The organism is Pseudomonas sp. YJ42 (assembly GCF_047225135.1).
GTDB classification, from domain to species: Bacteria; Pseudomonadota; Gammaproteobacteria; order Pseudomonadales; family Pseudomonadaceae; genus Stutzerimonas; species Stutzerimonas stutzeri_E.
This window is the reverse complement of record NZ_CP178378.1, coordinates 95,761-110,892: the sequence shown is the minus strand read 5'-3', so window position 1 is coordinate 110,892 and position 15,132 is coordinate 95,761. Positions and strand designations below refer to the sequence as shown.

Annotated in this window: 15 protein-coding genes and 1 pseudogene; 2 read left to right on the top strand and 14 right to left on the bottom strand. The window is 59.3% G+C overall.

Annotated elements, in window-relative coordinates; translation table 11 throughout:
• Position 1: 1 nt before the first annotated feature.
• The 9 genes and pseudogenes from leuC to ACL0K2_RS00500 form a co-directional block, all read right to left on the bottom strand.
• On the bottom strand, positions 2-1,423 hold the full coding sequence (gene leuC, locus ACL0K2_RS00540) for a 3-isopropylmalate dehydratase large subunit (RefSeq protein ID WP_413043513.1): 1,422 nt from the start codon (positions 1,421-1,423) through the stop codon (positions 2-4).
• Positions 1,424-1,654: 231 nt separating this feature from the next.
• Positions 1,655-1,864 carry a hypothetical protein gene (locus ACL0K2_RS00535; RefSeq protein ID WP_155397617.1) on the bottom strand — a complete coding sequence of 70 codons (210 nt, stop codon included), beginning with the start codon at positions 1,862-1,864 and terminating at the stop codon, positions 1,655-1,657.
• 144 nt (positions 1,865-2,008) lie between these two features.
• On the bottom strand, positions 2,009-3,298 hold the full coding sequence (locus tag ACL0K2_RS00530; protein ID WP_413043512.1) for an MFS transporter: 1,290 nt from the start codon (positions 3,296-3,298) through the stop codon (positions 2,009-2,011).
• 74 nt (positions 3,299-3,372) lie between these two features.
• The gene (locus tag ACL0K2_RS00525) at positions 3,373-3,741 is read right to left on the bottom strand and encodes an ethanolamine utilization protein EutQ (protein ID WP_239609208.1); all 369 of its coding nucleotides are present in this window, start codon (positions 3,739-3,741) and stop codon (positions 3,373-3,375) included.
• A complete protein-coding gene (locus ACL0K2_RS00520) occupies positions 3,738-5,066 on the bottom strand; it encodes an NAD(P)/FAD-dependent oxidoreductase (RefSeq protein WP_413043511.1) in 1,329 nt (442 codons plus the stop codon). The genes ACL0K2_RS00525 and ACL0K2_RS00520 overlap by 4 nt, the downstream gene beginning before the upstream one ends.
• Before the next feature lie 10 nt (positions 5,067-5,076).
• Complete coding sequence (locus ACL0K2_RS00515; protein WP_413044409.1) at positions 5,077-6,306, bottom strand: FAD-dependent oxidoreductase; 1,230 nt, start codon at positions 6,304-6,306, stop codon at positions 5,077-5,079.
• Positions 6,295-6,459, bottom strand: a pseudogene (locus tag ACL0K2_RS00510) (rubredoxin); the annotation flags it as partial. The gene ACL0K2_RS00515 and the pseudogene ACL0K2_RS00510, both read right to left, overlap by 12 nt.
• Before the next feature lie 5 nt (positions 6,460-6,464).
• Positions 6,465-7,910, bottom strand: coding sequence for an aldehyde dehydrogenase family protein (locus ACL0K2_RS00505; protein WP_413043510.1), 1,446 nt, complete (start codon positions 7,908-7,910; stop codon positions 6,465-6,467).
• A 10-nt stretch (positions 7,911-7,920) separates the two neighbouring features.
• Positions 7,921-9,111 (bottom strand): aromatic ring-hydroxylating oxygenase subunit alpha, encoded by a 1,191-nt coding sequence (locus tag ACL0K2_RS00500; protein WP_413043509.1) that lies wholly within the window; start codon positions 9,109-9,111, stop codon positions 7,921-7,923.
• A gap of 384 nt (positions 9,112-9,495) precedes the next feature.
• Here ACL0K2_RS00500 and ACL0K2_RS00495 point away from each other — a divergent pair, with 384 nt between their 5' ends.
• The gene (locus ACL0K2_RS00495; RefSeq protein WP_413044408.1) at positions 9,496-9,729 is read left to right on the top strand and encodes a BCCT family transporter; all 234 of its coding nucleotides are present in this window, start codon (positions 9,496-9,498) and stop codon (positions 9,727-9,729) included.
• 131 nt (positions 9,730-9,860) lie between these two features.
• Here ACL0K2_RS00495 and ACL0K2_RS00490 read toward each other — a convergent pair whose 3' ends face one another.
• The 5 genes from ACL0K2_RS00490 to ACL0K2_RS00470 all read right to left on the bottom strand — a co-directional run bounded on the left by ACL0K2_RS00490 (position 9,861) and on the right by ACL0K2_RS00470 (position 13,459).
• Entirely contained in the window at positions 9,861-10,769 is a 909-nt protein-coding gene (locus ACL0K2_RS00490; protein WP_413043508.1) for a LysR substrate-binding domain-containing protein, read from the bottom strand.
• A 467-nt stretch (positions 10,770-11,236) separates the two neighbouring features.
• Positions 11,237-11,560 (bottom strand): nuclear transport factor 2 family protein, encoded by a 324-nt coding sequence (locus ACL0K2_RS00485; protein WP_413043507.1) that lies wholly within the window; start codon positions 11,558-11,560, stop codon positions 11,237-11,239.
• A 216-nt stretch (positions 11,561-11,776) separates the two neighbouring features.
• A complete protein-coding gene (locus tag ACL0K2_RS00480; protein WP_413043506.1) occupies positions 11,777-12,754 on the bottom strand; it encodes a saccharopine dehydrogenase family protein in 978 nt (325 codons plus the stop codon).
• Entirely contained in the window at positions 12,751-13,152 is a 402-nt protein-coding gene (locus ACL0K2_RS00475) for a VOC family protein (protein WP_413043505.1), read from the bottom strand. The genes ACL0K2_RS00480 and ACL0K2_RS00475 overlap by 4 nt, the downstream gene beginning before the upstream one ends.
• Before the next feature lie 19 nt (positions 13,153-13,171).
• Entirely contained in the window at positions 13,172-13,459 is a 288-nt protein-coding gene (locus ACL0K2_RS00470) for an SDR family NAD(P)-dependent oxidoreductase (protein WP_413043504.1), read from the bottom strand.
• Positions 13,460-13,585: 126 nt separating this feature from the next.
• Here ACL0K2_RS00470 and ACL0K2_RS00465 point away from each other — a divergent pair, with 126 nt between their 5' ends.
• A complete protein-coding gene (locus ACL0K2_RS00465; protein ID WP_413043503.1) occupies positions 13,586-14,533 on the top strand; it encodes an AraC family transcriptional regulator N-terminal domain-containing protein in 948 nt (315 codons plus the stop codon).
• Positions 14,534-15,132: the final 599 nt, after the last annotated feature.

Genomic DNA, 15,132 nt, shown 5'->3' with positions numbered 1-15,132 from the left:
CTCAAGCCTCCTCGGACAACGAACGAACATCGGTCAAACGGCCCGACACCGCAGCGGCAGCGACCATCGCAGGGCTCATCAAATGCGTACGCGCTCCTGCCCCCTGACGGCCCTCGAAATTCCGGTTGGTACTGGACGCACAGCGATCACCGGGAGACAGCACATCGTCATTCATCGCCAGGCACATCGAGCAACCTGACTGGCGCCATTCGAAACCCGCATCAAGAAAGATTTGGGCAAGCCCTTCGGCTTCGGCTTGGGCACGTACCTGGGTGGAGCCAGGAACGACCATGGCCCGTACGTGAGCCGCCACTTTGCGGCCACGCACGACACGCGCCGCATCGCGAAGATCCTCGATCCGCGCGTTGGTACAAGAACCGATGAAGGCGTGGCTGATCTCGATATCCGACAAGCACTCTCCCGGTTCGAGGCCCATGTAACGCAGGGCGCGCTGAATATCCTGACGGCGGCCGGCATCGGGCTCATTCAGCGGGTCCGGAACCCGGTCACTGATGGCAGCCGCCTGATCGGGACTCGTACCCCAGGTGACCATGGGCTCCAGCGTGCCGACATCCAGATCGATGTCGGCGTCGAATTCAGCACCCGGGTCGCTGTAAAGCTCACGCCAGCGCGCCACGGCCTGTTCCCAGAGCGCGCCTTCTGGTGCACGGGGTTTGTCCGCGAGATAGGCGTAGACCTTTTCGTCCGGCGCCATGAAGGCGCCACGCGCACCCGCTTCGACCGCCATGTTGCAGATCGTCATCCGAGCTTCGACACTCAAGGCTTCGATCGTGGGTCCGGCAAATTCGATCGCGTATCCGGTCGCGCCAGCCGCACCGATGCGGCGGATCAGCGCCATGATGATGTCCTTGGACGTCAGGCCGTTACCGAGCTCGCCCCGCACGTGCACGCGCATGGTTTTCAGGCGCTTGTAGACCAGCGTCTGGGTTGCCAGCAGGTGTTCGATTTCGGACGTGCCGATGCCAAAGCCAAATGCACCCAGCGCGCCATAGGTGGTGGTGTGGCTGTCCCCTGCTGCGACCACCATGCCGGGCAGGATGAAGCCCTGTTCAGGGGCGACGACGTGTTCGATGCCCTGTCGCTTGTCCAGCACATCGAACAGCTCGATACCGAAGTCGCGACAGTTCTCCCCGAAGTAGGAAACCTGCCGCGCACCGCCTGGATCGGGCATCGTGGCGATACGGTCCGGGCTCGTTGGGTTGACATGATCGACGACTGCCAACGTGGCTGCCGGGCGCCAAACCTTGCGGTTGGCATGCCGCAGGCCGCTGAAGGCCTGAGGGCTGGTGTATTCGTTGGCGACTTGGCGGTCGATGTAGAGCAATACATGGCCTTGGTCGTCGAGGTTGCAGACCGTATGGGAATCGATGTGCTTTTCGTAAAGAGTCCTGGGGCGATTCATGGCTGTTCTCGCTTGAGCTTGTTATGCGAGTGTCCGAAGACACGGCACCTACTGCTAGACCTGCTCGGCAAGATCATTGAATGCAATTCGTAACTCAATATCGTATCTGAGTTTCTTGAATTCATGATTCGTGAATAATCATTCCATACTGAATGGTTGAACGGCTCACGAACGTTCCGGCAAAACAAAGCCCAGCTCAAAGGCTGGGCTCGTTTTCTGTTCTGGAACGGATTAAGGGAGCGGATTACCCAGACCCGGCTCATTCGGGTCGAACTCTGGCGCTTTTCCCGGCTGATCGGTGGGCCTTGTGCCATTACCAGAACCTGGCTGGACGTCTGGATTATCCGTGATGAAATCAGGCTCAGGGGAATGACTGGGGTTCTGGTCCTGCCCCGGCACGGGCTGCTGGTCATGGGGTCTGTCGAGCGGATCGATACTCATGAATCACCTCCGGTCGAGCCGTGAATGGCTCACAGATTCGAGGCTGTTTCATTCGATAAGTGCGGGCCGCATGTCGCGCAGCAACCGATGCGCCGCCCCATGTATCCAATGGCAATCGCCCCGATCGACCGAACACTGAGCTCATTACGCCGGGCGCTCGACTGACGCCTCCTCGTGGCTTTGTGACGAAGTTCCCTCCTCGGCAACCGCGCTCTGCTCCACGGATGCAATGATCGCCGAGCTCGCCAGGGCGTTGGGCATGACGGGCTGATGCAACGGTGCGTCTTCACGCAGATGGTCACCTTTCACCTTTCGCTGGCTGACCGCGACCGCCAGTAGCGCCGCGCAGACGGCGAGATAAGCATAAAGCCAGGACGAGCCATACAGGTGCATCACGCCCCCGGCGATCAGCGGACCGAGACAGGCCCCGGCGCCGAACGTCAGCAATACCATGCCCGCCAACGGGACTCGCAGCTCCGACTCGATGTTGTCGTTGGCCAAGGCAGCGCCGAGCGGGTAAAGACAGAACTGAAAAAAACCTACCGATGCGCTGAAAACCAGCAGCCACGGCAGTGTCAACTGGACGATCCCCGCTAGCGGCAGGCACGCGATGGATAAAAGTAGCGCAACGACGCGAATGAGGCTGGCGCGCGGCAAGCGATCGGAAATCCAGCCGAGCGGCCATTGCGCCAGCAGGCCTGCGCCAATCGCCAGCGCCATGAACTGTCCTACTTCTGCGGTCGATAAGCCCAACTTCCTTGCATAGATCGCGGACAAGCCGAAGAAGCTGCCGTTGATCATGCCGGACACCAGGATGGTGGCGAGCGACAGAGGAAGCCGCCGAAGGAACAAGGTGATCGAAATGGGTACGGGCTCCACCGCAGCGGGATGCAGGCTACGGGTCAATGCGACCGGCACCAGGCACAGCGAGAAGGCTATCGCGACAACGATCAGCACCTGCGATCCGAGATCGCCGTTGACCGTCAAGGCAAGTTGCCCAAGCGCCATCCCTACGTAGCTGGCGACCATGTACAAGGCCAGCGCCCGGCCTCGGTGCTCGCTATGTGTCTGCTCGTTCAGCCAGCTCTCCAACACCATCAATTGGCACATCGTGGCCGCACCCATGACGCAGCGTAACAGCAGCCAAATGCCGAGATTGTCGAAAAACGCGTGGGAAAGCACCACGGCAGCAATGATGCCTGCGCAGGCCGCGTAAGTCCGAATGTGCCCCACGGTCTGAATAAACCGGGAACCGATACTCGCCCCCAGCACCATGCCAAGCGAGTTGGCCGCCATCAGCGCACCGCCACCGAGTCCTTCGCCACCATTGCCGGCCATGCTCAGTGCCAGGTACGTCATCATCAACGTAGCCCCGAACTGCATTAGCACCGTCGCCAGATAGAGCGCACCGAAGCTTCGTGCAAGCATCAACATGTTTTTGATTTCCAGCTGAAATGAAAAGCGCCGCCGCCCCTGTAAAGGAGTGGCGGCACGTTATCGCTGCAACATTACTCGAGCCCGTGACGAGCCTTCCAGTCGCCTGGGTGGACGACGTAGCCGAACAGTGCCTGCCCCCCATAAACCAGCTCAGTTCCCTCTGGAATCCATAGCAACTGGCCGGGACGGACGCGATACACCTCGCCGTTCGCCTTCAGCTCGAAAAGTCCTTCTATGACGAAAATCACCTCATCGTAGAGGAGCGTCCACGCCACTTCTGCACCTTCCCAACGTGCGAAGCCGATGCCCATGTTCGATGAGATCTCGTTGCTCACCGCACGCGCCACATAGGCCGCGCCAGGCGGGCCGCCTCGCAAGGTGAATGCCAGATCCTCGTGATCGATGTGCAACACGGGGGATTGCGACGCGGGGCGGATCATAGCTCGCCCCGGCTATTCCAGGCGGCCAGGCGAATTCGCGAACGCACGCCCAGGCCGAGAAACGGTTCAGGAGGATTGAGCGAAGGCATCCCGGTGACCGTGCGAATATCGTTCAGCTGAGAGGACTCCACCCCGGATACAAGGTCAGCCAGGAGCGTTCCGGAGATGGTGCCCCATGCCGCGCCGACCCCATTGTCGCAAGCAGAGGCATACACCCCTTTCTCCAGCTCGCCGAAGAAGTTGGTGAAGTTACGCGAGATAGCGTACACACCGCCCCAGGTATGACTGAAGGGCACAGCGGCCAGCTGCGGGAAGCGCTTCAGGAACGCTGCACGATGCGCTTCGCGGACCTTTTCGCGCATGCCGTCGCTCGTGCTGCGGCCATATCTGGGCACATGCTTGTAGGTGTTGCGGATGATCAGCCGACGGTCCTGCGTCATACGCACCGTTGTGCCAGCGTGGTCAGCCGGGGTAAGGCCCCAGTCCAGCTGCCCGCCATAGGCCACCATTTCGTCGTCCGTGAGCGGGCGCGTCCAGCTAGCGAAGGTCATCACCGGCAGCAAGCGATTGCGCAGATAACCGAACTCACGGGTAAAGATGCTGGTTGCCAGCAACAGTTGATTGCAGTGCGCTGTGCCCTGCCGCGCATGCAGCAGCCATCCCCCCTTCCCGTCCCGCTCCAACCGATTGATGGGCGACTCTTCCAGCAATTCCACATTTGCCGGCAAGGCGTTGGCCAGCCCGGCGACCAACGCCGCCGGCTGCATGAGATAACAGCCCGGCGTGAAGATCGCGCCGCTGTAATGATCGGTCCCAAGGGTCTTTGCCAGCGCTTTTCGTTCGACATCCTGAAACGGCTCGCCGAGATCGGAGAGCAGATGCCGGAAATGTTCGAGATAGGCCAGGCCTCGCTCGCCCACCGCCCCTTGATACTTACCGGCGTGGGACCATTGGCACTCGATGCGATGCTGCTTGACCAGCTGCTCGAGCTGGCTGATCGCAGCACGGTTGAGGCCAAGCAATCGCTGCTTGTGAAGCGGATCGGGATGCTCCAATGCGAACTTGTGCGGCAGATCGATCACAAAACCCGAGTTGCGACCCGAAGCACCGTAGCCAACGCGCTGAGCATCAATCAGCAGGATGCGCGCCTGAGGGTTGAGCACCGCCAGCCGCCGGGCCGCCGCCAGCCCGGCGAAGCCGGCGCCTATAACCGCGTAGTCGGCGCGCTGCTGACCGTCGAGCCGTTTGATTGCCGCCCGTTCCGGCAGGTTGGCGTACCAACCGCATGTGCTGTCGTCGTGCGGCAGGTTGATTGTTGTAGTCATCAGGATTCCCTCAGGCAACCGCACGATCAGTGGTATGGCACGACTGCAGCCAGGCATTGCGCTGGGTTTGCGCTTCCTTGCCGAGCAGTACGAACCCGCGCAGATGACCCTGCGTGTCGTAGAAGCCGGCGCTCATGCCATCGGTTGTGGCTGTGCATTTCCAGTCTCCCTCACAGCCTGGTGCAGGCGGCAGCACGCTGAGTGGCGCGGCCGGCGTCTTCACCATGATCGGCATATGCGGATAGCTGACCTGAGTCGGCTGGCCGAGCAAGGTCCGGCTGAGCGCTTGCACGCCTTGGTTGATGGGCGCGAGGTACGGCAGCAACTGCCCATCGATCTCGATACAATCACCCAGAGCGAAGACGCCCGGCTGCGAGGTGCGCATGTGGTCGTCCACCTGGATACCGCGGCCGATCGCCAACCCGGCGCACTCCGCCAGGGCGACGCTTGGTCGAAGCCCAACAGCCGACAGCACGATGTCCGCCTCCAGCTGCATGCCATCGGCGAGGAGCAGCCGATAACCAGCATCGGTCTTATCGACACGCTTCAGGGTGTTCTGCAGATGCCATCGCACCCCCTGCGCCTGCAAAGCGTTTTGCAGTTGCGCACCGACTTCCTGGGGCAGCAGCCGCTCCATTGGCCAGCGCCCCAGCCCGATGACACTGACCTCGAAACCACTGGCGGCCAGGTCATTGGCAAACTCGCAGCCGATCAGGCCGTCACCGAGTATCGCAATGCGCCGCTTGCCGACCAGGGCGCTGCGAAACGCCTTGTAATCCTCGAGGTTGTTCACGCTGACGATGGCTTCCCGGTTGCCGTCGATCGGCAGGCGAATCGGTTGCGCACCGCTCGCCAACACCAGCTGCCCGTAGGCCAGATCGCCCAGGTTGGTATGCAGCGTTTTCGTAGCGGTGTCGATACGCTGGACCTCACAGAAGGAACGCACGCTGATCTTCAGGCGTTTCTCGATGGCGAACGGTGCTTCGCCGCTGAGCGTCTCGATGCTCTTGCCCTGTGCCAGGCCAATCGACAGCGCGGGCTTGGAATACAGATGACCGCATTCGCGGGTGATGACGATGATTTCCACTTTCTCGTCAGCCTTGCGCAGCGCCTGGGCGAGACCGTAACCCGCATGGCCGCTGCCGATGATGACGATGGGCTGCTGCGGTTGCGCAAACGTCGGCGGCACCGGAACGGGCGCCTCGCTGACGGCTGCCACCACCTCGCTGACGTCTAGCATCTCGAAATCGCCCTTGTCCACCCCGCATTCGGGGCACAGCCAGTCCTCGGGCACGTCTTCCCAGCGTGTGCCAGCCGCGATACCGTCCTGCGGCCAGCCCTTCGCCTCGTCGTAGATCAAGCCACATACAACGCACAACCATGTCTTGAACATGACGGTCACTCCTGCGCTACGCGAATCGCCACGTTCTTGGTGCGAACGTAGCTGTACAAAGCCTCTTGCCCCTTCTCACGGCCGAACCCGGACAGGCCGACCCCACCGAAGGGCGTCTCGATGCCACCGGCATACCACTCGTTGATGAATACCTGGCCGGACTTCAGCCGGCGCGCGCAACGCATGGCCCGGCTCAGGTCCTGGGTGAACACACCGGCGACCAGACCGAACTCCGTGCCGTTGGCGATTTCGATTGCCTGCTCTTCGGTATCGAACGGAATGATCGCCAGCACCGGCCCGAAGACCTCTTCCTGCGCGATGCACATGTCCGGCGAAACGTCGCGGAACACGGTCGGGCGCATGAAGTGGCCGGCGCGATCATTGAAGGCCTCGCCGCCGGTCGCGACGACCGCGCCCTCGGCAACAGCGCGCTGGCAAAGGGTCTGAATGCTGTCCAACTGACCGGCGCTGATCACGGGGGTCAACTCGGAATCATCCTGTCCCAGACCGACCTTCAAACCTTCGGCCAGTTGAACGACGGACTCGATCACCTCTTCATAGATGTCGCGCTGCACCAGCAGACGAGACATCGCGGAGCAGACCTGACCGGCGTTGAAGAAGATGCCGCTCTTCACGCTGCTCAGCAGTTGCGCCAGGTCGGCATCAGCGAACACCAACGCGGCCGACTTGCCACCCAGCTCCATGACGCTGGGGATGGCCCGCTCCGCCGCGGCACGCAGAATGCTCTGCCCCGTCGGCACCGAACCGGTAAACACGATCTGGTCCACCGAGGGGTGGGAAACGAGGTGCGCGCCGATCTCACGGCCGCGCCCGCAAAGCAAGCTAACCGCACCACGCGGCAGGCCACCCCGATTGATCGCCTCGATCAGCATGCAGATGCCCAGCGGTGACAGTTCCGGCGACTTGACGATCACCGCGTTGCCGGCCGCGAGGGCGGGCGCCAGGGAGCGCGCGCAGATCGAGACAGGGAAATTCCAGGGGACGATCTGCACGGATACACCCATCGGGTCATAGACCGTGAAGTCCATGTAGTCGTCGCCCAATGGAATCGAGGCGCCTTCGATCTTGTCGGCCATGCCGGCGTAGTACTCGAAGTAGCGCGCAGCTTCGATGAACTCGTCTCGTGCATCGCTCAGGCTCTTGCCATTTTCCTGGCAGAGCACCCAGGCGCCCTCTTCGGCCACCGCGCGAATTTCATCGGCAATCGCCAGCAGCCAGCTGACGCGTTGCACTGGGCGTGCCTTGCTCAACGCCCGGTCATCCGCACAGCGCCGAGCCGCGACCAGTGCCCGCTCGGTATCGGCGATGCTGGCCTGGGCAATGGTCGCCAGGGGCTCTCCGTTGCCGGGGTTGTTCACGGTCAGGTGCCTATCGCTGTCGCACCACTCACCGTCGATGTAATTGAGCCAATGGGAAGCTAACGAATTCATGTGACTGTCCTCAGACCGACCGTTGAGCGGCGAGGAACTCGCGTGCCGCCCATTGGTGGAAGTGGTGAGTGGGGACGTCCATTTCAGGAGAGAACACGCCGCCGGTGTAACCCGGAGAGTGCCGACCTTTCTGCATGCCTTCGACCGAGGCGATGTCCTCGGCGAATACCACCTTCCAGGACTCCAGAACGGCGTTGCGGCAGCCCGCGTACTCGTCCTGCAGCGCTTCGTCGCCGACGTAGAACACACGCAGGTGCTCCAGGGTGCGACCCGGCGCGATTGGCTCTAGCTGCATGGCGAAGGCGTGATCAGCCTGGATGCCCAGCAACACGTTGGGGAAGAACGCCACGTACTCCGCGTTTTTCAGGCGGTCCTGCGGCCAACTCGGAAATTTCGGCAAGTGCGTACCGGCGACATCGGACAGGTTGTAGGCATAGCTGCCCTGTCCGGCAAAGCGTTCGTCGAAAAGGATGTTGTAGTGGTCTTCCAGACGGGAATAGGTGTTCAGGCTGGGGTGGACCCACGGCAAGTGGTAGGCCTCGCAGTAGTTCTCGACGGCCAGTTTCCAATTGCAGGCGATATCCAGCGTGGTCGCGTCTTGGGCGGGACGGCTGCGCAACAGCGACATGCCTTCCTGGCCCAGGAACTGCGACCAGCGCGCAGTCAACGGAGCGAGCATCGCCTCCAGCGGCTCGGCGTCACCGGACAGGTTGACGAATACCATATCCATCCAGATGGCACTGCGGATGGGCTTGAGGCCGTGCTTCTCGCAGGCGAAGCGCTCGTCCTTGTGCTGGTTGATGCCGCCGACATGCGGCGTGCCGCGCAGGCTGCCGTTCAAGTCGTAAGTCCACGAGTGATAGGGGCAACGAATCACGCCTTGTACTTCACCGGCCTGCTCCACCAGCTTCATGCCACGGTGGCTACACACGTTGTGGAACACCTGCACCAGCCCTTCACGGTTGCGCATGAGCAGCAAAGGCAGGCCCATGAAATCGACGGGCTTGACCGATCCGTTTTTGGTCAGGTCGCTAGCGAAACCGACGCACGCCCAAGTGTGGCCGAACAGGGTGTCGCGCTCGTATTCGAAAATGCGCTGCTCGGTGTAGAACTCGTTGCTCAGGCCAGTCGCTTGATGGATGGGGCCGAGTACGGTTTCCAGCTGCTGGATCGGGATACGTTGAGAGATGGCGTTGTTCATTGTTTTGTCTCCCCTCATGGGCTTGTTTTCTATTCTCGGAAGGCACGCAAGCCGTATCCGTTGTCGCCGAGTGTGGAAAACGCACACGACTGCCACAAACGATTTTTTCTCGCCCAATTAGTGAGAAATTTGCATGAATTACTTTTCTGGCTTTCCTGCATTCATGAGGGAGTCGAAAAAGAAGCGGTTCTCTTATTGATTCCGATAACTCATGAATCAATGAAAATAAATAAGTTGTGCCGCCAGAGTCCCGAAGTTCATTTTGTCGCGGCAAGCGGGGCCCAAAAAAACACAAGCACACCGCCCACCTGACCAGCCGAAATGTGGCGAGACGCCACCGTGAACGGTTGGTTTGCAGCAGAGCCCGCGTGACGAGAGGGCGTTCTGCAGGCACTCATCGCCATGGCCTTGCTCTACGCAGGCGGGTTGAAAACGATCCAGATGGCGTCGATCGCCGCAGGTCTACCCATCGCTGTGTTCATCCTGATCATGAGCGTTGCTCTGATGCGCTGTGTGCGCCTGGAAGGCTTCACCGGGCTTCACGGCCGTTGGCCAAAGCCCCGGCGCCCCAGCCTCAGGCCCATCCCGCAGAAGACAAGGGCATGGCCGTCGCCTTGACGCTCGGAGGCGCTAACCTCGCCGTCGTCTATGCGCAAAAGGCCAATTAGCCTCCAACGCACCACGCAGCTCGTTGCCCCAGGGCCGCCGATGTTGAATCGGCGGCCCTTTTTATGTCTGCGAGAAGGATGTCAGGGATGGACCGGCAATTGATCCATCAGCCAGGCATGGAACAGCCTGACGCTCGGGCGAGCACGGCCCCGTTCCAACGGCTCGAGAAGGCAGAACTGAGCATCCGTGATCAGCGAGGCTTCGATCGGACGCACCAGGTCGCCGCTCTGCAAATGGCTATCGACCAGATTCAACCACCCCAACGCAATCCCCTGCCCACTCAAGGCAGACTGGACCAACATCGAATAACTGTTGATATTGATCCGGCGCTTCGGCTCCGGAGGCTTGCTTCCGAGTCGCTCGAACCACTCGTTCCAGCCGATCCAATCCCTTTGCGAGTCTTCGAGCCACAGCCAGGTGCATCCAGCCAACTGATCGATATCACGCAGCTCTGGGTGCTTCGCCAAGTACTCGGGACTGCACACCGGGAACACCTCCTCCCGGAACAGAGGAGTCACCAACATGTCGTTCGGCGTGCTGCGGCAGTAGTAAAGCGCGAGATCGCATTCCAGACGTGAATAACTCTTCACGTGGTCATGGGCGATGATGCGAAGATCGATGTCCTCGTTCGCACGCTGAAACTCTGTGACTTTGGGCAACAGCCAAAGCGAGGCCATTGCCGTACTGGTAGCCACCGTGACCTGCTGCGCGCCTCGCCAGTGCCTGATCTCACCTGTGGCCTTGGCAACATCGAGCAAGGCCGATCGCACCGTTTCATAGTACTGAATCCCGGTCGGCGTCAGGCGCATCGAGCGAGTCGTCCGCTCGAACAGACCTTTGCCCAGATACTCTTCCAACAGCCGAACCTGCCGGCTGATAGCACCTTGCGTAACGTTCAGTTCACTTGCCGCCGAGGTAAAGCTCAGATGGCGGGCAGCAGCTTCGAATGCCACCAGGCTGTTGAGTGGGGGAAGCGGCTGGATCTTCATGATTCACGGTCTGGGAGTTATTTTTTGTCGAGCAAGCTTATCGCGTCGTGACTGAGAGCTACAGCAATCGCACTCTCTCCAACCTACGATTTATTTTGGACCGTCTCAGGCTGCTCGCCACCGGCAGCAGCTGACCGCACGGCTGCCTGTCAGATGTGATCCGCAGCCAAAGCGGGTGCGATTTTTGTCGGCTCGACTACGGCAGCAAGCAAATCCATATATCGCCAACGACAATTGTCCGACCGCAGCTTTTACTTACATAACAATTAACTTGATCATGGAATATTTTATGCGGGTATAGTCCAGACCTGCGATTACCCACTAAAGAGAAACCCGAATCCGCCAGATACAAAGAGACATACCACTGAAGTAAAAATAAAAACTCCTCATATAAGAACAAAGACGATTTCTGCAAATAGAACCTGAGCTCAATTGCCTCTTGCCCCCCTAACTATCGAAAAGAACCGTCATATCTCCGGCACGCCAAACGCTGTCGGCCGTGACGCATTCAATGAGCAAGATTCACCTTGCCTCACTAACTCTACCTCATAACGATTTTTCATGAGGTAGGTGCGCGAGGGATCGTTCCTCGACACATCCTGCGCTTCCACCAAGGCATCCAAATGCGCCTTGTCGCCATCCACGCTGGCTCTAGCATTGTTAACTGAATGAGTGGTATCGAGGTGACTGAGCGCTCCTGCCAGCGCTGCGACGATGACTTCCCGACCTTGCAGCAATGGGGTATTCAAAGCCGGCTTTTTGGGCAGCAGGACGAAAGTCGGAAACTGCATTCTCTGCGAACGCCGATGCGAGAAGGCCGTTATCCCGCAAATCGATACCGGCAGAAAATCGGTAAAATGTTCAACCACCGATAGTTTATCAGCTACTTCTGAAGATATATGAACAGCATGTTAACGCCTCATGCGAAGTGAGTCTCCGTGATACAAGTTGCTTACCAACTAACAATTACTCACTTTGGAAGCCATCAGGCATAGCGCTTTAGCAGCCTAGTAGTCGGTAATGGTCGTACCAGCAATAGTCTCGGCGAACCCCATTCCGAACACTCGTGCCGGGGTTTCAAAGCCGGGTCGTCGATTACCATGCAGCACCCGGCGAGCAGCCTCCACCGCTGCCAAAGGTGTATAGCTGTAGCCGTTCTGGGTCTCGATTACTGATCGAACAATCGTTCCGTCAGCATCTATTACTTCAGCCACCGCGCGGGCAGGATGACCATCTCGCTCTTGAATACTTGGGCCATCCGGGAGTCGTGACAGATCACCTGCAGGAAAGGCATCGCCGGTTATATGCACAAACATCGCAATGTTCGGAATAGCAGTAGAACGCCAGCCGGTGACCAAGTCACCGAATGATAGTGGGGCACACAATGCCAAACCCTGGCCAAAATCGAAGTGCCGCGGTTGCGCATCCGGTGTTGCTAAAAGCTGTCCATCCACTCGCGCCATTAATCCAGTACCAACGATCTCCCTGGCACTCATAGCAGATCCCCGTGACATGGAGCCAGCCACCTGTAGCGCAACTCTCAAGGCCTGCGGGTTCTGCACACGACGAGCGACATGCATCGCCAGGCAATCCGTCGGCACCACGTCCCAGCCGACCCCTGGCAGTAACATGACCCCAGCCTCGGAAGCCTGGGTTCCCAGCCGCTCCGCCAGCCGATAAACGTTGATCTCAGCCGTGATATCCAGATAGTCGACCCCGGCCTTGATGCAAGCGTGCATCAAGGGTTGCGCCGTTTGAGCGAAAGGTCCTGCAAAATTCAGCAGTACCTTGACGTCTTTCAATACGTCTGCCGACAACGCATCCATACCAAACACCCGATGCGGGAGATCAAGCTGCTCAGCAAGTGACTCCAACTTTTCGGCCGTTCGTCCAGCGATAACAACGTCCAGCCCCATCGCTTTGGCATGCTCGGCGGCCATGCGACCGGTGTAGCCCGTCGCGCCGTAGATCATCAAGTTGCTCATGGCTTGTGCTGCCAGTTTTTGTAGACGAACTCCAGGCTGTACCCGTCAGGGTCCATGACGTTAGCAGCGAAGTAATTCGGGTCATAGTGCAGACGCGCGCCCGGTGTGCCTTCGTCGACCGCGCCGTGGGCTAACGCGGCCGCATAGGCCGCCTCAACTTGGGCTTTGCTGTTTGCCATAAAGCCGACATGTACAGCGCGGCCTTCAATGTCACCCTTTCGCAACCAGAAGAACATGCGGCCGTTGGCGCCAAATCCTTTCAGATCTGGATGCCCGGGCGGCCCGTCCTTACCGTCGTAATCCAGGCGCGTAGTGATATCGAGCGGCATCAATGCCGCTTCGTAGAAACGAATGGAGCGCTCGATGTCGCTCACAGAAAGAAAAATATGATCCAGCATGATGGAAACCTCTGATCGTTTAAATGATGTAGCCAGGTAAGGCGCTTGTACCCAAGGTCTCTTGGAGCGACGCAAAGACCGCGTCCCGAAAGGTCCCGAAGCTCCCGACATTCGTCACGTCGAGCTTGAGCGCAACAGTCCTGCCGCCAGCCCGTTCGATGCCTCGCACCACTTGTTCTGCGGCCTCTGGATGGTGGTAGTAAGTGAGGATGACCCCTATGCCGCGGCGGGCGGCGTGTTCCGCTGCACCGGCCCTGATCCCTCGACTGCCTCCGGTAATGACGATGACGCCGATAACGTGCTCCATGGCTAGGTGAATGGACCTTCACACTAAGGGGCATGGTCATCTCGAACGCAGCCGTTCCTACTCCAAACCTGCCTGTTTCTGCTTTTTGCTTGCGCTGCTCCTAATCCGACATTCAGCATGGTCGGCATGAACGATCGATTGAATGAATTGCGCGCCCTCGCCGCCAAGGCCGAAAACCGTCGCACAGAGACGGGCATTCCGCGTGTTGCCATGGTCCAGGGCACGATTCCCGAGCACATGCTGGCAGCGGTCTACGACCCGATGATCAACCTGATCCTACAGGGCAGCAAAACCATGACCGTGGGCGACAGCATGCTTCGATATGACCCCGCGACCTATTTCGTCATGTCAATCGAGCTGCCGGCAGTGGGCTCGGTGCACCCTGCTGCATCAGGCGAACCCTACCTGGCGGTCAGCCTTACGCTTGATCCCACAGTGATATCCACGCTGCTCGCGGATTTGCCAAAGCCAGCTGCGCGCTATGAGAGCGACGCTGCTTTCTCGGTGGCCGCCGTTACGCCCGAGCTGATGGACGCCTGGGTGCGTATGCTGCGATTGATAGGCAACCCCGATGCCATTGCCGCCCTCGCTCCGGCGTACGAGCGCGAGATTCTGTTTCGTGTGCTGCAAGGTCCCCATGGCTGGATGCTTCGGGAAATAGCGGCACCGGATACCGCCATGGCCCGGGTCAACCTTGCGATTCAGTGGATTAGGCAAGAATTTGCCGAACCCATCAGGGTGGAATTCCTGGCGCAGAGAGCGGCAATGAGCGTCTCGGCCTTTCACCGTCACTTCAAAGCCGTGACGACCCTGAGCCCATTGCAGTACCAGAAACGTGTTCGTTTACTTCAGGCGCGAATGCTCATGCTGACAAGCGGCAAAAATGTTACAGCCGCGGCCTTCGACGTCGGATATGAAAGCCCGACGCAGTTCAGCCGAGATTACTCTCGGGTATTTGGCCTTTCTCCTGCGAGAGATACCGGTAGAATTCTCGGCGAAACGAAAGCACTTAAACGCCAATGGGTAGATAGGAACAGAGAGGAATCCTTGAGTCGTTTACATGACGACGGATAATAAAAGGGCAGCAGTCGGCCATGATTGCCTTTTGCGACTGGCTGCATACGGCCCCAAAGCGGCCGTTGTGAGATCGACACGACGAGGGTACGGCGTGCGCAAGCTGGCGCTTCTCTGACGCTCTGGTTTTTCGTCGGCACCGGTGACAGTGGTGTGCCGCCAGCACGTGCAAGGCGCCGAGCCATGCCGGTGCTTGACACCGGACGGGCACTCGGCTCAATACCAGGTGTAGCAGTAGAGCCTGCCTACGTACCACCAGCTAAATCCCATTGCGGTAGTTGCGCACGACGGTCCCGCTAAAAAATCGCCTTTTATTCTGTAAATTGCTTCGACGAGAAAACCTTAGGCGCCGAAATAAATTGAATAGTGGCTAGTTAAGGTTATTTGCTGTACGTTGAAGGCATACGCTAAGTTTTCTCCCTAGCGTGTATTTCTCGCCTGGCTCGTCTCACATTTTTATCCGCGTACGTGGATGAGATAAATTCCCGAATTCGACGGAGTCTCCGCGCGGCGCTCTGGTCATCGCCGGAGACTAAAGTTTGTTTGACTAGTACGGGTTCTAATTTAAGCTGTTTTCTCAGTTTTGCATGTGGATTTGC